Source organism: Zhongshania guokunii (assembly GCF_040892635.1).
GTDB lineage: Bacteria > Pseudomonadota > Gammaproteobacteria > Pseudomonadales > Spongiibacteraceae > Spongiibacter > Spongiibacter guokunii.
In genome coordinates, this window is record NZ_JBFRYA010000023.1 from 43,691 (window position 1) to 62,489 (window position 18,799).

The following is an 18,799-nucleotide window of genomic DNA, read 5'->3' on the forward strand; positions in this document are numbered from 1 at the left end:
CGGAAAAGCGAACACTTGCAGCGCGCAGCGCTACAAGTGTTATTAGGCGGTATTACGCCTGATAGCGCTGAAATACCAAGCTGGCGTTGGTGCCGCCAAAGCCGAAGCTATTCGACATTACTGTATTAAGAGTAACGTTGTCTTGGCGTGTTAGCACAATCGGTACACCGGCTGCTTCGTCGTCTAGGGTCTCAATATTGGCTGATGCCGCAATAAAATTATGCTTCATCATTAATAGTGAGAATATCGCTTCTTGCACGCCAGTTGCGCCCAGTGAGTGACCAGCCAGTGATTTGGTCGAGCCAATCGCGGGGATAGTTTTGCCCTCATAAGCTTGCTTAACGGCTTTTAGCTCTTGCATGTCGCCAGCAGGAGTCGAAGTGCCGTGGGAGTTGATGTAATCCACGTCGGCATTAACACCCTGCAGCGCTTGGCGCATGCAGCGCGCCGCGCCTTCGCCGCTTGGGGCAACCATGTCATAGCCATCAGAGGTCGCGCCGTAGCCCACCAGCTCACCGTAAATGGTGGCGCCGCGCGCTATAGCGTGTTCTAACTCTTCGAGTACGACCATGCCCGCGCCGCCGGCAATAACAAAGCCGTCGCGGTTGGCGTCGTAAGGGCGAGAGGCTTGCTCGGGGGTGTCGTTATACTTGGTCGACAAAGCGCCCATGGCATCAAACAAGCAGCTCAAAGACCAGTGCTCTTCTTCGCCACCGCCGGCAAAAACCACGTCTTGCTTGCCAAGCTGAATTAGCTCCATGGCGTTGCCAATGCAGTGTGCGCTGGTCGCGCAAGCCGAGGAAATTGAGTAGTTCACACCTTTGATTTTAAAGGGTGTGGCCAGGCAAGCAGAAACCGTGCTGCCCATGGTCTGGGTAACGCGGTAGGGTCCAATGCGTTTTACGCCGCGCTCGCGGAGCGTGTCGGCAGACTCAATCAGGTTGGCTGAAGACGCGCCGCCAGAGCCGGCGATAATGCCAGTGCGCTCATTGCTGACTTGATGCTCTTCTAGTCCAGAGTCGGTAATGGCTTCTTGCATGGCAATATAGGCGTAGGCCGCGGCATCGCCCATAAAGCGGAGTTGCTTGCGGTCAATGCGTTCTTTGATATCAAGGTTTTTGATGGAGCCTGAAATCTGGCTGCGAAACCCCATCTCCTTGTATTTCTCGTTGAACGCGATTCCCGACTTACCCTCTTGCAGTGACGTCAGCACTTCTGACAAGTCATTGCCGATGCTGGAAACTATTCCCATACCGGTTACGACAACACGTTTCATCGGATACCTCGTTTGTAAGCTGTGGTTTTAATTTAAGGGGTGTTTGGTGAGCTTTAGAAGCTGGCGTCGTCTTTGAATAGACCAACACGCAGATCTTTGGCGGTATAGATGACTTTGCCATCAACCGCGACTTCGCCATCGGCGATGCCCAAAATTAGTTTGCGTTCAATAAGACGCTTGTAGTTCAGGGTGTAGGTAACGAGCTTTGAATCGGGCAGGATTTGACCGGTAAACTTCACCTCGCCAGCTCCTAGTGCGCGGCCCTTGCCGCTATTGCCGCGCCAGCCAAGATAAAAACCAACAAGCTGCCACATAGCATCTAGGCCTAGGCAGCCTGGCATAACTGGGTCGCCTTTAAAGTGACAGTCGAAGAACCATAGGTCTGGATTAATATCCAGTTCGGCCACTAAAACGCCTTTATCGAAGCTGCCGCCCTCGGTGCTGATATGGGTGATGCGGTCCACCATCAGCATATTGTCGGTAGGAAGTTTCGGGTTGCCAGGGCCAAATAGTTTGCCGTGTCCGCAGTCGATGAGTTCTTGTTTGTTAAAGCTATTTTGATGAATTAAAGACATGAGGCCATATTATCAGTTTGAAAATGTTGCGCTTATCTTAGCACGAAGGTTTTGGATGGCACATCAAAATGTCAACATTGGCGTGATGCTTGCTGTCATTACTTTGTCATATCTCGTCGGTAAAAGAGCAGTGCTTGCCAAGCGCTGTCGCTGTTGGGAGAATGCTCGCAGCGTTACCATTCGTAAAAAGGATTCGGGATGATTCCCGACAGCAACTCAGGAAATACTATGATCAGAAAATGTCTGTTCCCCGTCGCCGGCTACGGCACTCGCTTTCTTCCGGCAACCAAGTCTATGCCCAAAGAAATGCTGCCGATAGTTAATAAGCCGCTAGTGCAGTACGGCGTTGAAGAAGCCATTCAGGCTGGTTTAAAGGAAATAGCATTGGTAACTGGCCGCGGCAAGCGCGCCATAGCTGATCATTTTGACATTAGCTATGAATTGGAAAATCAGATTGCCGGCACGAGCAAAGAGCGCTATCTCGACTGTATTCGCAATGTGCTCAATGAGGGCACGTTCATGATGACGCGTCAGCGTGAGATGAAAGGTCTTGGTCACGCCATCCTCACCGGTGAGTGCTTGATTGGTGATGAGGCCTTTGGCGTTATATTGTCAGACGATTTATGTCTGAATCAGGAAGACGACGGCGTTATGGCGCAAATGGTTGCGCTTTATAAGCAGTTTCGTTGCAGCATTGTCGCGATTCAAGAAGTGCCCATGGAAGAGATTGAAAAATACGGTGTTATTGCCGGCGAAGATATGGGCGATGGTTTGTACCGGGTAAGTAATATGGTTGAAAAGCCTAAGCCTGAAGATGCACCTACCAATATGGCGGTCATTGGCCGTTACATCTTAACGCCAGATATTTTTGATATTCTGCGTGACACCCCGCCCGGTAAAAATGGTGAAGTGCAGCTTACCGATGCGCTGATGACCCAAGCTCAGAACGGCTGCGTGCTGGCCTATAAATTCCGGGGCAAGCGTTTTGATTGCGGCAGTGTGCCAGGCTTTATTGAGGCGACTAACTATGTTTACGAGAATATTTATAGCGAGGCTTCGTCGTGAGCAGTAGTGAAATAACCTGTTTTAAAGCCTATGACGTTCGCGGTCGTATTCCCGATCAATTAAACGAAGATATTGCCTACCGTATCGGCCGCGCTTTCGCTGAAGTTATTCAGCCTAAGAAAGTGGTTGTTGGTCACGATATTCGCTTGAGCAGTGAGTCTATTAAGGGCGCTTTAAGTGACGGTCTGCGTGATGCGGGTGTGGATGTTTACGATATTGGCCTGTGTGGCACCGAAGAAATTTACTTCGCTACATCCCATGCGGGTATGGACGGCGGTATCGCGGTTACCGCCAGCCATAACCCTAAAGACTATAACGGCATGAAGTTTGTCCGTGAGGGCTCTAAGCCCATCAGCGGCGACACGGGTTTGTTTGATATTAAGGCTCTTGCCGAGAAAAACGAATTTGCGCCAGTTGCAACACGGGGCAGCTTGCAAGCCTTGGATACCTCGGGTGCCTATGTTGAGCATTTGCTGAGCTATATCGATGTTGAATCCTTAAAGCCCCTGAAAATAGTGGTTAATGCCGGCAACGGCGGTGCGGGTCGGGTCGTGGACTTACTCGAGCCCTATTTGCCCTTTGAGTTTATTCGGGTGCATCACGAAGCAGATGGTAACTTCCCTAATGGCGTGCCTAATCCCCTGCTGATTGAAAATCGCCAGCCCAGTATCGGCGCAATTAAAGAGCATGGCGCTGATCTTGGTATTGCGTGGGATGGGGATTTTGATCGCTGCTTTTTCTTTGATGAGACTGGCGACTTTATCGAAGGTTACTACGTAGTTGGTTTGTTGGCGGAAGCTTTTTTGCTGAAAAATCCTGGCGAAAAAATAGTGCATGACCCGCGCCTAACCTGGAATACCATTGCCATTGTTGAAGGCGCTGGCGGTGAAGCGGTGCAGTGTAAAACCGGTCACGCTTTTATTAAAGAGCGGATGCGGATTGAGAATGCTGTATATGGTGGCGAGATGAGTGCCCACCATTATTTCCGCGATTTCGCTTTTTGTGACAGCGGTATGATTCCCTGGTTGTTGGTGACGCAGTTGATGTCAGTTAAGTCGGCAAGCTTGTCGTCACTGGTTGAGCAGCGAGTTGCTTTATTTCCTTGTAGTGGCGAAATAAACCGTGAAGTTGCCGATGCTAAAACGGTTATTGCTGCGATTCAGGCGCATTACACGCCTTTGGCGGCGGCGATAGATTTTACAGATGGTTTAAGCATGAGTTTCGATGGTTGGCGCTTTAATGTGCGCATGTCCAATACCGAGCCGGTGGTTCGCCTCAATGTTGAAAGTGATGGTGATATACCTTTGATGGAAGCGAAAACTGCTGAATTATTGGCGATGCTGTAATTAGCGTTTAGCGATAATCAATACAATAAAGGCGCCTCATGGCGCCTTTATTGTATGTGGAGTTTGGTGAGAATTATTTGTTTTGGGCTTGCCGATAGCGCGTAACGAGTTGCGTGGTGGATGAGTCCAGCTCGGAAAGACTGTTGTCGTTAGGGTTGCCGAGTGTGCCCATCAAGGTCTGGCTGATCTGTTTGCCCAATTCAACGCCCCATTGGTCGAAGGGGTTTATGCCCCATACAAAACTTGAGGCGAATAGGCGGTATTCGTAGAGCGCGATAAGCGCGCCGAGGCTCTCGGCGTCGAGTTTGTCCATTAAGATGGTGGTGCTGGGCCGGTTGCCGGGCATGGCTTTGTGTTGGGCAAGTTGCGCAGCTGCGTTAGCGTCCATGCCGTTGGCGATCAAATCCTGTTCAATATCTGCAGCAGATTGGCCCTGCATTAAGGTCAAACTTTGGCCGAAGCAGTTGGCAAGCAAGGCTTGGTGCTGCTCACCAATGGGGTTGTGAGAGCTGAGGCTGGCAATAAAATCGCAGGGAATGGCGTCGCTGCCTTGGTGGAGTAGCTGATGGAACGAGTGTTGGCCATTGGTGCCCTCGGTGCCCCAGATAACACCGCCAGTGGCGTTGTTGAGGGGGCTGCCATCCGCTTTAACGGATTTGCCTGCGCTTTCCATAAATAATTGCTGCAAGTAAATGGGCAGTAATTTGAGGTGGTGCTCATAGGGCAGTACGGCTTGCGAGGTCATGCCCCAGGCGTTGCGATACCACAGGTCGAGCATGCCGAGGATCACTGGGATATTGCTTTCCAATGGCTGCTTTTCTACGTGCTGGTCAACCGCGTAGCCGCCTTTGAGTAGGGCGCGGAAGCTGTTCATTCCGGCGCATAGCGCTACCGTCAAGCCAAAGCCTGACCACACCGAAAAGCGTCCGCCGATCCACTCGGGTACGGCCAAAATATATTGCTCGCGAACGCCAAAGGCCATGGCGGCTTCGGGTTTTGAGCTCACTGCCATAAAGTGGTCGCTAACATCCTCAAGGCCGAGGCTAGCTTGTAGCCATGCGCGCGCGGCTTGAGCATTACAGCGTGTTTCCTGGGTGCCAAAGGATTTGGAGGCAACCACAAATAAGGTGGTTTCGGCGGGCACGGTCGCCAGTATTTCGGTCATTACGCTGGGGTCGATATTGGCGGCAAAATGCGGCCGCAAAGTGCCGAGTCCTTGGTTGGCTAGCGCGTCGCAAACAAGTCGTGGGCCAAAGTCCGAGCCGCCAATGCCAATATTGACGACATCAGTAAAGACTTTGCCGGTACTGCTGCGGTGCGCGCCGTTATGGATTTCTGCCGTTAAGTTTTCCATGGTTGCAAACATTGCAGCAATGGTTTGATCTTGCGGGCTTGTGCTTGCCTCGTCGCTTGCCCAGCGTCGCAGGCTTGGGTAGTTGGCGCTGCGGCCTTCGGTGTTATTCAGTTTTGCGCCCGCGCGCAGGGCGTTGAATTGCTGCGCAAGACCGCGCTGGCGCGCTAGTTCGCAGAGGTTGGTGATAATGCCCGTATCGATGTGATGTTTTGCGTAGTCGACAAAAAGTGGGCCGAGTTCGCCACTAAAGCGAGTTGCGCGGTTGGGTTCGAGACTGAAGCGAGATTTTAAAGGCGTGCATGCTGCTTTTTTTGCGAGTGAGTGCAAGGTGGCTTGTAAATCAAGGTCGCATAATAGGGCTGGTGCTTGGTTTACAGTGGGGCTCACGGCCACTCCTTAAATATCCGTTTAGGTGGGCGCCAGTCTTTCCATCCCAGCGATAAGTGTTGAAATTGTAACGATTTATCGCTGGCAATGTAATCTGTGGGGGCTTCCCTTTGGCGAGAAACTTCACATTTACGAGAAGCTTCCGTTTCGAGGTGAGGCTTAGCTGCGGCGAGATAGTGCGATTTCGGTGAGTTTTTCTAGGGCGCTGCGATAGGGGCTGGGCACCAGGCTCTCAAGCGCGGTGAGCGCCGCTTGGGTGTAGCGCTCGGCGGCGGCGTGGCAATAGTCTAGTGCGCCGCAGTGCTTGACTGCATCGACGATTGCGTCGAGCTGCTCCGCAGATTTATTGCTAATGGCGTTGTGCACTAATTTTTTGTGCTCGTCGCTGCCGTTTTCTAGCAGGTAAATTAGCGGCAAGGTTGGCTTGCCCTCGGCGAGGTCGTCGCCGACATTTTTGCCGGTTTCGGCAGGGTCGCCTTCATAATCTAGGATGTCGTCTATTAATTGAAAGGCGATGCCGAGATTGGTGCCGTACTGATGCAGGGCGTGCTGGTGTTCGGTGCTGCGGCTGAGGATGGCTGCGCCGCTGCAGGCTGCGCCAAATAATACCGCGGTTTTGCTGCGGATAACTTCAAAGTAGGTGGCTTCGCTGGTGTCGGGGTTGCCGGCGCGGGTCAGCTGCAGCACTTCACCTTCGGCCACAGTATTGGTGGTGTCTGACAGCAGGCCCATTAGTGGGAAGTTGCCGATGTTGACTAATATCTGGAATGCGCGGGAGTAAAGGAAGTCGCCGACCAGTACGCTCGGGGCGTTGCCCCAATTGGCGTTGGCGGTGGGGCGGCCGCGGCGCAGGGCGGAAATGTCGACAACGTCATCGTGGAGCAGGGTGGCGGTGTGGATGAATTCGATAACCGCGGCTAGCTGCAGATGTTTCTCTTCAATTTTGCCAATGGCGCCTGCACATAACAGGGTAAGTAGTGGGCGCAGGCGCTTGCCGCCAGCATCGACGATATAGTGGCCGATGTTTTCCACGAGGGGCACATTGGAATGCAGTTGTTCGATGATGAAATCGTTGACGGCGGCGAATTCGCTGTCCACGACCTGTCTAATCTGTTGCATGGTAGCGAAGAGTCGTCTGGCGGAGTCGGCTGGCATCGTATGAGTGCAGCTGCGAGCTGTCAAGGTCTACGCGTCACTTGTGGTTGCGGGTATTGTGTATTTTTCAAAAACTGCGTACAATTCGCGCCCCTGAAGCAAAACCGTACGGCCCCTTAATGGTTAAGTGGTGGTGACGGTGCCTGGACTTGTCCCGGTGAGTTGTGTCTAGCCTTATTTCGATACTGGTTTTGATGTGACCGCTCGGCCGAAACAAACTATTGCAAGCAGGCTCTTGGAGATATAAACATGTACGCAGTGATTGAAAGCGGTGGTAAGCAGCACCGTGTTATCGAGGGTGAAACCCTCAAGCTAGAAAAAATTGAAGTCGCCACTGGTGAAAGCCTGACCTTCGACAAAGTGTTGATGGTTAAGACCGGTGATGATCTTAAAATTGGCGCGCCTTATGTTGAGGGCGGTAAAGTGACTGCGGAAGTGATCGCGCAAGGTCGTCACGCCAAGGTGAAAATCGTTAAGTTTCGCCGTCGGAAGCACAGCATGAAGCAAGCTGGTCACCGTCAGTGGTTCACCGAAGTGAAAATCACTGGTATCAGTGCTTAAGGAATTTAGGAGAGACTCATGGCTCACAAGAAAGCTGGTGGTAGTACTCGTAACGGACGCGACTCGCAGAGTAAGCGTCTGGGCGTTAAACGTTTTGGTGGTCAGGTTGTAAGTGCAGGTAGCATTATTATTCGTCAGCGCGGAACTCGTTTCCACGCCGGTGAAAATGTTGGTTGTGGTACTGATCACACTCTGTTTGCTAAGGCAGATGGTGTAGTAAAGTTTGAGGTTAAAGGTCCCAAGAGCCGCAAGTATATTAGTATAGTTGCAGCGTAAACCTCGCGGTGATCTTGAAGGCCTCGTCTATTGACGGGGCTTTTTTGTTTCTGTAGACAGGTTTTTCGGTATATTCATTTTATTTGGTTGGCGCGGTAATGAAATTTGTAGATGAGGCAGTAATTCGAGTTGAAGCAGGCCGCGGTGGCAACGGCTGTCTCAGTTTTCGTCGAGAAAAATATATTCCCTGGGGTGGTCCCGATGGTGGCGATGGCGGCGACGGCGGCAGTGTTATTCTGCGCGCCAATGCGTCAATGAACACCTTGGTTGACTTCCGCTTCGTGAAATCCTATACCGCTCGTCCTGGCGAGGGTGGTCGTGGTGCCAACTGTCGTGGCCGCAGCGCTGAGGATTTGATCTTGGATGTGCCGGTGGGGACTACCATCGTCGATGAAGATACTCTGGAGGTGTTGGGCGATCTGGTCGCTGCCGGTGATGAGATTAAAGTCGTGCAGGGTGGTTTCCACGGTCTGGGTAATACTCGTTTTAAGTCGAGCACTAACCGCGCCCCGCGCCAGTTCACCCGGGGTAGCGATGGCGAGATTCGTAATCTGCGTCTAGAGCTAAAAGTGCTGGCGGATGTCGGCTTGCTGGGTATGCCTAATGCGGGTAAATCGACATTTATTCGCGCGGTGTCTTCGGCCAAGCCCAAGGTGGCGGACTATCCATTTACCACCTTGGTGCCCAATTTGGGCGTGGTGCGGGTGCAACAACACCAGAGTTTTGTTATTGCCGATATTCCGGGGCTTGTTGAGGGTGCGGCTGAAGGCGCTGGCTTGGGTATTCGCTTTCTTAAGCATTTAACCCGCACCCGCCTGTTGTTGCATTTGGTGGACATGGCGCCTTATGACGAGACCTTGCCGCAAGACGCGGTGGCAATTATTGCTAAAGAATTGGCTCGTTTTAGTCCGACCTTGGCAAATCGTGAGCGCTGGTTGGTATTAAATAAATTAGATTTGATTCCTGAGGAAGAGCGCGAGGCGCGCTGCCAGGAAGTGGTAGATGCGCTGGGCTGGGCTGGGCCGGTGTATAAGGTATCGGCCATAACTGGCGCGAACACTAAAGAGTTATGCCAAGATATTCTGCAATTTGTCGAGGCGCAGGCCGAGTTGCTGGCCACTGATACTGAGGCGGCTGAGCGCGAGCGCGATATTCAGGATGCAATGCAGTCTGAGGCGCGGGATCGTATTCAGGCATTGGCGGATAAGCGCCGCTCTGAGCGTCGCGCTGCTGGCGATACCGACGATTACGACGACGATGACGATGACGATCACGATGTTGAAGTGGTTTACCGGCCCTGAGGTGAAGAAGCTTGTCTGATAAGCGGCAAAGTTTACGCGCTTGTAAGCGCGTCGTGGTTAAGATTGGTTCGGCCCTGCTCACCAATGATGGTCGCGGCCTCTGTGTAGAGGGTTTGGATGCTTGGGTGGCGCAGATCGCCGCCCTGCGTGCTGACGGTCGAGAGGTAGTGTTGGTGTCCTCTGGCGCGGTGGCAGAGGGTATGACTCGCCTTGGCTGGAAAGAGCGGCCTGATGATCTTCATAAATTGCAGGCGGCTGCTGCGGTGGGGCAAATGGGTTTGGTTCAAGCCTATGAGCAGCGCTTTCGTACCCATAATCTGCAAACCGCGCAAATCCTTTTGGGTCACGACGATATCTCCGCTCGCGACCGCTATCTCAATGCCCGTGGCACACTGTTAACCCTGCTTGAGTTGGGTGTGGTGCCGGTTGTTAATGAAAACGATACCGTGGTTACCGACGAGATTCGCTTTGGCGATAACGATACTCTTGCCGCGCTAGTGGCCAATTTAATTGATGCCGACACCTTGGTGATCTTAACGGATCAGCGCGGCTTGTTTGCCGAAGATCCTCGCAAAAATCCCGCAGCTGAATTAATTTCGGTGGCCGAAGTGGCTGACGGCAAGCTCGATGTGATGGTTGGTGGTAGTGCTGGTGCGCTGGGGCGTGGCGGTATGCTGACCAAGTTGCGCGCGGCGCGCTTAGCTTCGCGCTCAGGTGCCAATACGGTTATTGTCGGTGGTCGCGAAGATTGCGTGTTGGATCGGGTGTTTGCCGGTGAAGATTTGGGTACCTTGCTGTTGTCTGGGCAGCGGCCTATTGCTGCGCGTAAAAAGTGGTTGGCCGGGCAACTGCAGTTGCGTGGCAAGCTTCAGCTCGATGACGGCGCTGTGCGTGTGTTGCGTCAGCAGGGGCGTAGCTTGCTACCCGTGGGGGTGGTGGCGGTAAGTGGCCAGTTTGCTCGTGGCGACCTTGTTATGTGTGTTGGTGCTGATGGCAGTGAGGTGGCGCGGGGTTTGGTTAACTATAGTGCCGAAGACGCGCGCAAGGTGCTGGGTTTGTCTAGTGCGCGGATTGCTGAGGCGCTGGGTTATATCGCTGAGCCTGAATTGATACATCGCGATAATTTATTGATTAGTTAAAATGCCGCAAGATGCTTGATGGGGGCGCTAAAATAAAAGGGCGGGTGACTGGCGTAGAGGGTGCTCGTTTGGCTCAGGTCGTTGAGGCTTAAATCGCAGCCAATAAAAAACCCGCACTTGGCGGGTTTTTTATTGGCAAAATAAAAAGCGAATTAAGCGGTTGCGCTCATTGCTTTGATTTTGCTGTTCAAGCGGCTCTTGTGGCGAGCAGCTTTGTTCTTGTGCAGAATGCCTTTGTCCGCCATGCGGTCAATAACAGAAACTGCAGATACGTAAGCAGTCTTGGCGGCATCTTGATCGCCAGAAGCGATTGCGGCCAACACTTTCTTCAAGTACGTGCGTACCATTGAGCGCAGGCTGGCGTTATGCGTACGACTTTTTTCCGCCTGACGTGCGCGTTTTTTAGCTTGTGGAGAATTCGCCACCCTTATAACTCCTTGAAACCTAGTACCGAAAATTTAGGCCGGGAATTATTCCTGTTTGGCGCCCGCTTGTCAATACTGTGTAAGGCGAAAGTGTGATTATTTCGCGGCGATGGTGTCTAGAGAAAGCGCTGTGCGGCAATCATGCTCCAGCAACTGATGCACAGCAGCAGGCTTAGCATTACCGCGGCCGAGCCAATGTCTTTGGCTTGGCCGGAAAGTGGGTGGTGGTCGGTGCTAATGCGGTCGACAACTGCCTCGATGGCGGAGTTGATTAGCTCCACAATAATAACAATGACGACCGTGGCAATTAATACCGAGCGTTCTACCGCATTGGTGCCTAGCCAGAGCGCAGCGGGAAGCATTATCAGCGCTAATGTGCTCTCCTGCCGAAAGGCTTCTTCGTAGCGCCATGCGGCACGCAGGCCTTTAAGAGAATACTTGGATGCGTCTAGTATGCGGGCGGGGCCGGTGCGGCCAGGTTTGTTCATCATGGCGATTTGTGGATCTCTGTCTGGGCTGAATGGCAATCAGCGCGGCTAATCAGTGTACAATGCGGCACTCTAATCGGGCTTGAATTAGCCTGAAAATTTTGCGAGGCCATGGTTCGATCGCGGGGCCTTGCTGTAATGCGTATTGTAATAATAGTGTAATGCCCGACCATGACAATTGAGAGACAGTTAATTTACCCTCGGCACTGGCCTGCGTGGTTGGCTATTGCTTTGCTATGGCTGCTGGCCCATTTGCCGCGGCGACTGAGCTACGCGCTGGGCGCGGGGGTTGGCAATGTGTTTTATCACTTCGCCAAGGATCGTCGTCATATTTGTGAAACCAACTTTCGTCTGTGCTTTCCAGAATTAAACGACGCGGAGCGCGATGCCTTAACTCGCAAAACCATGCGCAATCAGGGCGTTGGTCTTATGGAGACCTTGCGCGTTTGGTTTTTGGCCCCAGACAAACTCGATGTTGGCTTTGAGCTAGTGGGCAGTGAGCATCTAGAGGTCGGCGACGATGGTAAAGGTATCATTGTGCTGGGTACCCACTTCACTTCGCTGGATGTGTGCGGCACCTTAATTGGTTTTCGCTATCCGGCAGACTCGTTTTATCGCAAGCACAAAAATCCGGTTTTTGAATATATTCTCAGTCGCTCGCGGGGACGCTACGGCGAACCGATTCATCGCCGCGACATCAAACGTGCTCTGCGTCGCTTGCGCGAGGGGCGGAGGCTCTATTATTTGCCCGACCAAGATTATGGCCGCAAGTCGGCGGAGTTTGTGCCTTTCTTTGGGGTGCTAGCCGCGACGACAATCGGCACCAGTACCTTGGCAAAAGGCGGGCGCGCGCGGGTAGTGTTTGCCCAGCAGCAGCGCCTGCCCCATGGCGAAGGCTATCGGGTGGAAATAATTCCTATGGATAATTTTCCCAGCGGTGATCCCGCCGCTGACGCTAGGGCGATCAATGCCCTACTTGAAGATAATATTCGCATGGTGCCAGATCAGTATATGTGGGTGCATCGCCGCTTTAAAACTCGCCCAGAGGGCGAGGCCAGGGTGTATTGATGGCGGTTTTGCAGCTGTGGATTATTACCGACGGTCGGCTTGGGCACCTCAATCAGCTCAGGGGTTTGGTGGCGCGCCTGCAAGCAAAGGTCGAGTGCAATGTGGCTTGGCTCAATATTGCCGAGCAAAGTTTTGCCTATACCGGCCGCAATGGTTTAAAAGCACAATTTGCCTGTGAGCAGTTACCTCACTGGATTATTGGCGCAGGCAGTCGCAGCCATATGCCGCTGTTGTGGACTAAGTGCCTCACGGGTGGGCGGGCGCTGGTGTTGATGCGCCCTAGTTTGCCGTTATTTTTGTTTGATGCGGTGTGTATGCCTCACCACGACTCGCCGCCAGTTCGGCCCAATGTACTTGCCACCCAAGGGGTGATAAATCATATAGTGCCGGTTGGCGCTGGCCGCGATGCGGGCCGAGGTTTGATTTTGCTGGGTGGATTAAACAAACACTTTAGCTGGGATGACGACGCGGTATTGCGGCAAGTGCAGGCCGTCGCTCAGGCGTCGGTTGATGTGGCTTGGTTGGTGTCTGATTCGCCGCGAACCCCCGCCAGTTTGCTCAACCGTATTGCCGCTTTAGGCCTGCCTAATGTGCAGACCATTGCTTACCAGCAAGCTGGAGCGGGTTGGTTACAAGCTAATTTGACGGCAGTGGGGCAGGCGTGGGTGAGCTGCGACAGCGTGTCGATGGTTTATGAAAGCATTAGTTCTGGCGCACGCACCGGTTTGTTGGCACTGGCGCCGTTGCGCGAATCGCGGGTGACCAAGAGCATGGCTAATGTACTTGCCGAAGGCTTGGCAACGGGCTTTGCCGCGGCAAATTTAAGTCAGCCTTTGCCCGAAGCGGCCTACCCCCTGTGGGAAGCAGATCGCGCTGCGGATTGGTTATTGAAATTGAATGGGAGCGTCTGAGCGCATGGCCGATAAAAGTCTGCCCTTAAAAATTGTGCAAGTTTTGCCGGCGCTAAACTCCGGTGGAGTAGAGCGCGGCACCGTGGAGTTGGCCAGAGAGCTGGTGCGCGGCGGTCATAAGTCGGTGGTGATATCCGCTGGTGGGCGAATGGTTGAAGGGCTGGTTGCCGAGGGTAGCGAGCACATTGAGATGCCCGTGCATCGCAAGTCGCTCATGTCGTTATTGCAGGTGCGGCCAATGCGCCGTCTGTTAACTGAGCTGCAAGCAGACATTGTTCATGTGCGCTCGCGGGCGCCGGCGTGGATTGTGTGGCTGGCGTGGCGGGGTATGGACTCAGCAGCTCGGCCCAAATTAGTAAGCACCTTTCACGGCATGTACTCGGTTAATTTTTACAGCGCGGTAATGGCGCGCGCCGAGCATATGATTGCCATTTCTAACTGCGTTAAAAACTACATGCAGAGCAATTACGGCGTTGCGGACCAAAAAATCACCTTGATTCCGCGAGGTCTCGACCCCGCCGCGTTTAATCGCGAGGCGTGCACACCGCAATGGCGGGATGCGTTGTTTGCGGAATATCCCGAGCTTAAGGGCAAGCATTTGATTTTAATGCCCGGCCGCTTAACCCGCTGGAAGGGTCAAGAAGCCTTTTTGGATATGATGGCGCGATTAGTGCGCTTGCGCCAAGATTGTCACGGCGTGGTGGTGGGCGATGCCGAGCCAGGTAAACAGCATTACTATGACGAGCTCATTGCCCAGCGCGATGCGTTAGGCTTGGCGGATAAAGTGACCTTTGTAGGGCATCGCAGCGATATAGCTGCGTTTTATGCGCTGGCGGCGGTAACCTGCCATATGTCCAACAAAGAAGAGCCCTTTGGGCGCACCGTGCCGGAGTCTTTGGCTACTGGCACGCCGGTGGTTGCCTATGATCGCGGCGGTGCCAGCGAATCCTTAAATGCCGGCTTTCCTCAGGGGCTGGTGCCCGCCGACGATGTGGTAGCGTTTGCGGTGCGGGTCGACGATTTGATTGACGCCGATGCCGAGATAAAGCTCCCAGAAAATTATTATTTGAGTAGCCAGTTGGCCAGTACTCTTGGTGTTTATCGGCGCTTAATAGCGCAGCGTTAAGACGAGGTTTAATAATGAAAGTGCTTCACGTGGATTACGAGCGCCTGCGCAGTTACGGTGCCAATCGCATTAGCTGGGCCGAGAAAATGAAATACGGTTTAATCCGTAATAATCATTATGTGCGCAGTTTTTCCGACCGGGATGTGGCGGCGTTTGAGGCGCCGTTTGGGATTCGTGAGTTGGGCAAAAAGGCCGCCAATAAGCGTTTTCTTGAGGTCGTTGAGCATAATGACCCCGACCTTATTATCATTGGCCACAGCGACATTATTACCGTGGAAAGCCTTAAGTTGGTTCGCCAGCGTCGCCCCGAATGCGTGTTGATTCACTGCAACTGCGACCCTTTGTTTGTGCCCAGTAATAGCAAGCGGATCGCGGCATATGCGGGGGTGGTTGATGCGGTGTTTGTGACCACTGGCTTGCGGGATTTGCGCCGCTATGCGGGTTTGGGCGCGCGGCTCTATTATATTCCCAACCCCGTAGAGCCAACCGTAGAGGTTTTGGATAACTCTTTAAAAACTGACTTGCCCATCGACCTGTTGTTTTGCAGTAATGCCACTAAATTCACCAAGCGCTTAGAAATGGTTAAAGCGATTAAAGACGCGGTTGACGGTGAAATGAATTTTAAAACCTACGGCAGTTTTGGCGAGGCGCCGGTCTGGGGGCGGGATTACGATGTGGCCCTGTCGAGAACGAAAATGGCCCTCAATCTAAACCGTCAGGAGGGCGATCACTGGTATACCTCCGACCGCATGTCTCAGCTTGGCGGTAACGGTGTATTGCAGTTTGCGCACAGCAGCGGCTGTTTTGACGACTATGTGCCACCGGAAACCTTGGTGTATTTCGACGACCAAGAAGATTTAATTCGCAAAATTCGTGAGTTTCATCACGACGACGCCAAGCGCCAAGACTGGGCGGCGCGGGCGCGGGCGTTTTTTCAAGAAGAATTAAATTCAAGCTTATATTCGCGCTACATTATTGAGGCGACCATGGTTCAGCCCTTTAGTCACGACTATGTTTGGGCGCGTAATATTAATCCTGATGGCAGTGATAAGGCATGATCGCACTTAAGGACCGCAAGCCATTTGCGGCGGGCGGCAATCGCTGGTGCTATGTTGACCCCGCTGATTCTGCGCGGTGTATAAAAGTGCGGCGTCCCGACTTTAGTATTGAGGAACGGCGGCGTAGCAAGGGTTTTCCAAAAAATTTAAAACCCTTGTCGAGCTTCGATGACAACCTTGATGAATTCAAGGTGATGGCGAGCCTGCAGCGTCACTACGACGATAATGTTTTTGCCCACATCAGCCGCTGCTATGGCTATGTCGACACCGATATGGGCGCGGGGCTGTGCTCTGAGCTGATTCGTGACAGTGGCGGTGACGTCTCGCTGTCGCTAAAACAGTATCTCTGGGAAAATGACTACGACGCGGATTGCCGCCGTGCGGTGAATGCCCTGTGTGAGCACTGGGTTCAGTATCGGGTGCCCTCGCGGGATTTGATTTTGCACAATGTGGTGGTGCAGCGTGAATTAAGCAATGCTGGCACATTAACGATAAAGCGCCTCGTGGTGATTGACGGGGTTGGCAGCGCCGGCGTTGTGCCAGGGCATTTAATGCCCGAATTTATGCAGCTGAAAAAGGCGCAGCGTAAGGTAGCCAATATCCATCAGCGCATAGACGACCTGCTGAATGATAAAGCCCAGGGCAAAGGCCCAGGTATGCACGGCTTCTTATTCCACAGTGGCCAAGAATAATGGCTTTGGCTCAGTTAGTCTTGGGCTGCTCGGCAACATAATCCAGTAATTTTTGGGCTATTTGCGGCCACTGCAATTCAGTTTGCGCGCGCTGCTGGGCGTTGTGGCCGATAGTGTTCAGGGCCTGCTTGTCGCTAAGCATTTTTTTAACGTTCAGGTAGATATCATCCGCACTGTCGCCATCGCACAGTAAGCCGGTATGGCCGTCGATCACGGCGTCACCTGCACCGCCTGCGCGTCCGGCAAGGCTAGGCAGGCCGAGCATGGCGGCTTCTATATAAACAATCCCAAAGCCTTCAACTGAATCGCCAACGGCGCGGCAAGGCATGACAAAAATGTCGGCTTTTTGTAGTAGCGCGGAGCGCTCGCCGTCGCTCACTCGGCCGCAGAATTTAACGCTGGCGACAAGGCCCAGTTCTTTGACGCGGGCGACAAGACTATCTTGCAATGGCCCGCTACCTGCGATCAGATACAGAGCCTTGGGGTGCTCGGCGACAAGCTTGGGCATGATCTCAATAATCTTATCTTGGCCTTTGCGGGCTTCCATCCGACCCACGGTGATTAAAATCGGCGAGTGCTCGCCAAGCCATGCGTTGGCTTTTGCCTGTTCGGCCTCGGTAGCGTGAGTCGGCGGGTTTACCCCTGGGTGAAGTATGCGTAGCCGCGAAATATCTGGCGCGTAGGGCGTTACTCGCTGCGCGGTAAACTCGGAGTTAGCCAGAATTAAATCGGCTCGGGATAAGGTGTTGGCAATGCGCTGGTGCTTTTTTGCTTGGAGCTGGGCGGGAAACTCCATGCCATGGGCAATACATATACAGCTAGCGAGGTTTGTTTTGTCGGTTTTCAGCAGCTCTAGGCTTTTCCAACTGTCGCAAATCAAGATGGCACGGTCGGCCTTTTTGAGCAGAGATAAAACCTTGTTGGCCTTGCGATAGCGGCGCAGTATCTTAGGGCCACTTAGCCGCGCGACGGGGAACGGCAGTGAATTGTCGAAAGCGTCTTGGCCGTCTACCGTGGGCGCATCGCAGATAACCTGCACCGAATTGCCAAGCAAGTGCAGCGCTACCGCCAGCTCATGCATGTAATTTTGAATGCCACCAGCGGCGGGGGGGTAGTTTTGCGTGCTAATAATAATGTTGTGACCTGGCATCGCGCTGTAATCCGGTTGGGGTGCTGGTGTATGCGGTCAAGCCAGTGCATGTCGTTTGGTGGGCTTGCTGCGTCCTATTCTATTTTAAATGTTACAATAGCCGCCGAATTGGGGCCGGTATGGCGGCCAATTAAGCGCTGGGTGAATATAAACGGCAGCTTGAAATCATACAAGGTATGGCGTCCTTCGGTTTTTACTTGAGGGCGGGATTAGCCAATCGTCGGCGCAGCGTTATTGAATTGTGTTCGGCTTGGAATGTTTGACGGGTGAATATTGAGGGTTTCATGCCAAAAAAATGCATATGCTGGGTGATTAGCCTTAATCCCGCGTCGGAAAATGCTCAAAAGCTGATGGCTGACCTGAATGGGCAGGGGATCGATGCTGAGATATTTCCTGCAATCGACGGCAGGGTAGGCACACCTATTCTAGAGAGCGGCGAGCAAATACTTGGCAATTTGGCCATGGTGCGCCACGGCAAACATTTAACCGCCAGTGAGTTGGGCTGTTATCTGTCGCATTTGCGGGCGGTAAAAGCAGCCTATCGCGATGGCCACGAGTATGTCTGCGTTATTGAAGACGATGTTGTTATTGAAAACCTCTTTGGCGATGTGTATCGCGCGGTACTCGATAAAGACCTCGATATGGTGCGCTTAATGTCGCTGCGCATCCGCAAAAGAACGATTATTGAGCCCCTGGTTGGCGAGCATAATTTGGTTCGCCCCGAGCGTGGCGGCTTGGGAACCCAAGCCTATGTGTTGAACCGAGTTGGCATGAAGAAATTTATCGATTATGCCCAAAACATATACGAGCCCGTCGACAAAGTATTCGACCACTTTTTCCTGTTTGATTTAAATGTATTTGCTGTTGAGCCCCATGTCGCCTACGAATTGGTTCACGAAACCAGTGTCGTTAAGTTGGCAAAGACCGTGGTCGATAAGCCCTTGCTGTGGCATCGATTGGTGTTTCACCCAGCAAAACTGTGGTTTAGCTTGCGCCGGCACTTTTATCGTTTCCGTCATTGGCGCGACTTTAGCCAGTCGGCAATGCCAGAGCATAAGGTAGGTAGAACTGAGCGTGCGCGCTGATGTTGCTGTTAGTGCGGCGTGCTAGTTTAAATTGTTCTCTGGGCGCGGATAGCGCGTGGGTTTTCTAATATGAAATGTTTAGTTACCGGCGGCGCCGGCTTTATTGGCAGCGCTGTGGTTCGGCATATATTGGCCGACACCGATGTGTCTGTGGTGAATGTCGATGCGCTTACCTACGCAGGCAATCTTGAATCCATTCCCGCGGAGCTTCAGGGCGAACGCTATGCCTTTGCTCACGTCGATATTTGCGACTCGGCGGCAATGAACGCGGTCTTTGCTGAACACCAGCCCGACTTAGTGATGCACCTTGCGGCCGAAAGTCATGTTGACCGCTCCATCGACGGCCCAGGCGCCTTTATCC

At 52.9% G+C, this 18,799-nt stretch carries 20 protein-coding genes; 13 read left to right on the forward strand and 7 right to left on the reverse strand.

The features are described 5' to 3' along the window. Nucleotides 1–52 precede the first annotated feature (52 nt). Nucleotides 53–1,276 (reverse strand): beta-ketoacyl-ACP synthase I, encoded by a 1,224-nt coding sequence (gene fabB, locus AB4876_RS18345; protein WP_368383150.1) that lies wholly within the window; start codon nucleotides 1,274–1,276, stop codon nucleotides 53–55. Nucleotides 1,277–1,329: 53 nt separating this feature from the next. Further along, nucleotides 1,330–1,851: a bifunctional 3-hydroxydecanoyl-ACP dehydratase/trans-2-decenoyl-ACP isomerase gene (gene fabA, locus AB4876_RS18350; RefSeq protein WP_368383151.1), complete on the reverse strand. Its 522-nt coding sequence runs from the start codon at nucleotides 1,849–1,851 to the stop codon at nucleotides 1,330–1,332. A gap of 228 nt (nucleotides 1,852–2,079) precedes the next feature. Here fabA and galU point away from each other — a divergent pair, with 228 nt between their 5' ends. Then, nucleotides 2,080–2,916 carry a UTP--glucose-1-phosphate uridylyltransferase GalU gene (gene galU / locus AB4876_RS18355; RefSeq protein ID WP_368383152.1) on the forward strand — a complete coding sequence of 279 codons (837 nt, stop codon included), beginning with the start codon at nucleotides 2,080–2,082 and terminating at the stop codon, nucleotides 2,914–2,916. Further along, nucleotides 2,913–4,262 carry a phosphohexomutase domain-containing protein gene (locus AB4876_RS18360; RefSeq protein WP_368383153.1) on the forward strand — a complete coding sequence of 450 codons (1,350 nt, stop codon included), beginning with the start codon at nucleotides 2,913–2,915 and terminating at the stop codon, nucleotides 4,260–4,262. The genes galU and AB4876_RS18360 overlap by 4 nt, the downstream gene beginning before the upstream one ends. Before the next feature lie 73 nt (nucleotides 4,263–4,335). On the opposite strand, the gene pgi is transcribed toward AB4876_RS18360, so the two are convergent. Together pgi and AB4876_RS18370 are read right to left on the reverse strand one after the other, a co-directional pair. Further along, nucleotides 4,336–6,003, reverse strand: coding sequence for a glucose-6-phosphate isomerase (gene pgi / locus AB4876_RS18365; RefSeq protein ID WP_368383154.1), 1,668 nt, complete (start codon nucleotides 6,001–6,003; stop codon nucleotides 4,336–4,338). Nucleotides 6,004–6,162: 159 nt separating this feature from the next. Then, a complete protein-coding gene (locus tag AB4876_RS18370; protein WP_368383155.1) occupies nucleotides 6,163–7,122 on the reverse strand; it encodes a polyprenyl synthetase family protein in 960 nt (319 codons plus the stop codon). Between the two features lie 285 nt (nucleotides 7,123–7,407). Here AB4876_RS18370 and rplU point away from each other — a divergent pair, with 285 nt between their 5' ends. The 4 genes from rplU to proB all read left to right on the forward strand — a co-directional run bounded on the left by rplU (nucleotide 7,408) and on the right by proB (nucleotide 10,435). Then, nucleotides 7,408–7,719, forward strand: coding sequence for a 50S ribosomal protein L21 (rplU, locus tag AB4876_RS18375; RefSeq protein WP_008248242.1), 312 nt, complete (start codon nucleotides 7,408–7,410; stop codon nucleotides 7,717–7,719). Nucleotides 7,720–7,737: 18 nt separating this feature from the next. Next, nucleotides 7,738–7,995, forward strand: a complete 258-nt coding sequence (rpmA, locus tag AB4876_RS18380; RefSeq protein ID WP_008248239.1) for a 50S ribosomal protein L27 — start codon at nucleotides 7,738–7,740, stop codon at nucleotides 7,993–7,995. Between the two features lie 98 nt (nucleotides 7,996–8,093). Then, nucleotides 8,094–9,296, forward strand: a complete 1,203-nt coding sequence (gene cgtA / locus AB4876_RS18385) for an Obg family GTPase CgtA (protein ID WP_368383156.1) — start codon at nucleotides 8,094–8,096, stop codon at nucleotides 9,294–9,296. 11 nt (nucleotides 9,297–9,307) lie between these two features. Then, complete coding sequence (proB, locus tag AB4876_RS18390) at nucleotides 9,308–10,435, forward strand: glutamate 5-kinase (protein ID WP_368383157.1); 1,128 nt, start codon at nucleotides 9,308–9,310, stop codon at nucleotides 10,433–10,435. A 152-nt stretch (nucleotides 10,436–10,587) separates the two neighbouring features. Here the strand turns inward: proB and rpsT are convergent, their stop codons facing one another. After that, complete coding sequence (gene rpsT, locus AB4876_RS18395) at nucleotides 10,588–10,860, reverse strand: 30S ribosomal protein S20 (protein WP_184464405.1); 273 nt, start codon at nucleotides 10,858–10,860, stop codon at nucleotides 10,588–10,590. A gap of 116 nt (nucleotides 10,861–10,976) precedes the next feature. Then, nucleotides 10,977–11,351 carry a diacylglycerol kinase gene (locus AB4876_RS18400; protein ID WP_438273424.1) on the reverse strand — a complete coding sequence of 125 codons (375 nt, stop codon included), beginning with the start codon at nucleotides 11,349–11,351 and terminating at the stop codon, nucleotides 10,977–10,979. 168 nt (nucleotides 11,352–11,519) lie between these two features. Between AB4876_RS18400 and lpxL the strand changes: the two genes are divergently transcribed. The 5 genes from lpxL to AB4876_RS18425 are packed head-to-tail and all read left to right on the forward strand — an operon-like array spanning nucleotide 11,520 to nucleotide 16,203. Further along, complete coding sequence (gene lpxL, locus AB4876_RS18405; RefSeq protein ID WP_368383158.1) at nucleotides 11,520–12,416, forward strand: LpxL/LpxP family Kdo(2)-lipid IV(A) lauroyl/palmitoleoyl acyltransferase; 897 nt, start codon at nucleotides 11,520–11,522, stop codon at nucleotides 12,414–12,416. Further along, nucleotides 12,416–13,327 carry a mitochondrial fission ELM1 family protein gene (locus AB4876_RS18410; RefSeq protein WP_368383159.1) on the forward strand — a complete coding sequence of 304 codons (912 nt, stop codon included), beginning with the start codon at nucleotides 12,416–12,418 and terminating at the stop codon, nucleotides 13,325–13,327. The genes lpxL and AB4876_RS18410 overlap by 1 nt, the downstream gene beginning before the upstream one ends. 4 nt (nucleotides 13,328–13,331) lie before the next feature. Continuing rightward, nucleotides 13,332–14,453 carry a glycosyltransferase family 4 protein gene (locus AB4876_RS18415; RefSeq protein WP_368383160.1) on the forward strand — a complete coding sequence of 374 codons (1,122 nt, stop codon included), beginning with the start codon at nucleotides 13,332–13,334 and terminating at the stop codon, nucleotides 14,451–14,453. Between the two features lie 14 nt (nucleotides 14,454–14,467). Next, nucleotides 14,468–15,511, forward strand: coding sequence for a glycosyltransferase family protein (locus tag AB4876_RS18420; protein WP_368383161.1), 1,044 nt, complete (start codon nucleotides 14,468–14,470; stop codon nucleotides 15,509–15,511). Further along, nucleotides 15,508–16,203, forward strand: a complete 696-nt coding sequence (locus tag AB4876_RS18425; RefSeq protein ID WP_368383162.1) for a YrbL family protein — start codon at nucleotides 15,508–15,510, stop codon at nucleotides 16,201–16,203. Before AB4876_RS18420 ends, AB4876_RS18425 begins: the two co-directional genes overlap by 4 nt. 10 nt (nucleotides 16,204–16,213) lie before the next feature. On the opposite strand, the gene AB4876_RS18430 is transcribed toward AB4876_RS18425, so the two are convergent. Then, on the reverse strand, nucleotides 16,214–17,353 hold the full coding sequence (locus AB4876_RS18430) for a glycosyltransferase family 4 protein (protein WP_368383163.1): 1,140 nt from the start codon (nucleotides 17,351–17,353) through the stop codon (nucleotides 16,214–16,216). Between the two features lie 284 nt (nucleotides 17,354–17,637). Here AB4876_RS18430 and AB4876_RS18435 point away from each other — a divergent pair, with 284 nt between their 5' ends. Both AB4876_RS18435 and AB4876_RS18440 read left to right on the forward strand, forming a co-directional pair. After that, the gene (locus tag AB4876_RS18435; RefSeq protein WP_368383164.1) at nucleotides 17,638–18,438 is read left to right on the forward strand and encodes a glycosyltransferase family 25 protein; all 801 of its coding nucleotides are present in this window, start codon (nucleotides 17,638–17,640) and stop codon (nucleotides 18,436–18,438) included. A 69-nt stretch (nucleotides 18,439–18,507) separates the two neighbouring features. Next, on the forward strand, nucleotides 18,508–18,799 hold a 292-nt coding region (locus AB4876_RS18440), incomplete at its 3' end, for a GDP-mannose 4,6-dehydratase (RefSeq protein WP_368383165.1).

Bases quoted from the DNA above. Each gene is read 5' to 3' on its own strand.
- fabB (WP_368383150.1), bottom strand. From the start codon at position 1,276: ATGAAACGTGTTGTCGTAACCGGTATGGGAATAGTTTCCAGCATCGGC.
- rpmA (WP_008248239.1), top strand. From the start codon at position 7,738: ATGGCTCACAAGAAAGCTGGTGGTAGTACTCGTAACGGACGCGACTCG.
- rplU (WP_008248242.1), top strand. From the start codon at position 7,408: ATGTACGCAGTGATTGAAAGCGGTGGTAAGCAGCACCGTGTTATCGAG.
- lpxL (WP_368383158.1), top strand. From the start codon at position 11,520: ATGACAATTGAGAGACAGTTAATTTACCCTCGGCACTGGCCTGCGTGG.
- AB4876_RS18425 (WP_368383162.1), top strand. From the start codon at position 15,508: ATGATCGCACTTAAGGACCGCAAGCCATTTGCGGCGGGCGGCAATCGC.
- AB4876_RS18435 (WP_368383164.1), top strand. From the start codon at position 17,638: ATGCCAAAAAAATGCATATGCTGGGTGATTAGCCTTAATCCCGCGTCG.
- galU (WP_368383152.1), top strand. From the start codon at position 2,080: ATGATCAGAAAATGTCTGTTCCCCGTCGCCGGCTACGGCACTCGCTTT.
- fabA (WP_368383151.1), bottom strand. From the start codon at position 1,851: ATGTCTTTAATTCATCAAAATAGCTTTAACAAACAAGAACTCATCGAC.
- cgtA (WP_368383156.1), top strand. From the start codon at position 8,094: ATGAAATTTGTAGATGAGGCAGTAATTCGAGTTGAAGCAGGCCGCGGT.
- AB4876_RS18400 (WP_438273424.1), bottom strand. From the start codon at position 11,351: ATGATGAACAAACCTGGCCGCACCGGCCCCGCCCGCATACTAGACGCA.
- AB4876_RS18410 (WP_368383159.1), top strand. From the start codon at position 12,416: ATGGCGGTTTTGCAGCTGTGGATTATTACCGACGGTCGGCTTGGGCAC.
- AB4876_RS18420 (WP_368383161.1), top strand. From the start codon at position 14,468: ATGAAAGTGCTTCACGTGGATTACGAGCGCCTGCGCAGTTACGGTGCC.
- AB4876_RS18415 (WP_368383160.1), top strand. From the start codon at position 13,332: ATGGCCGATAAAAGTCTGCCCTTAAAAATTGTGCAAGTTTTGCCGGCG.
- AB4876_RS18430 (WP_368383163.1), bottom strand. From the start codon at position 17,353: ATGCCAGGTCACAACATTATTATTAGCACGCAAAACTACCCCCCCGCC.
- AB4876_RS18370 (WP_368383155.1), bottom strand. From the start codon at position 7,122: ATGCAACAGATTAGACAGGTCGTGGACAGCGAATTCGCCGCCGTCAAC.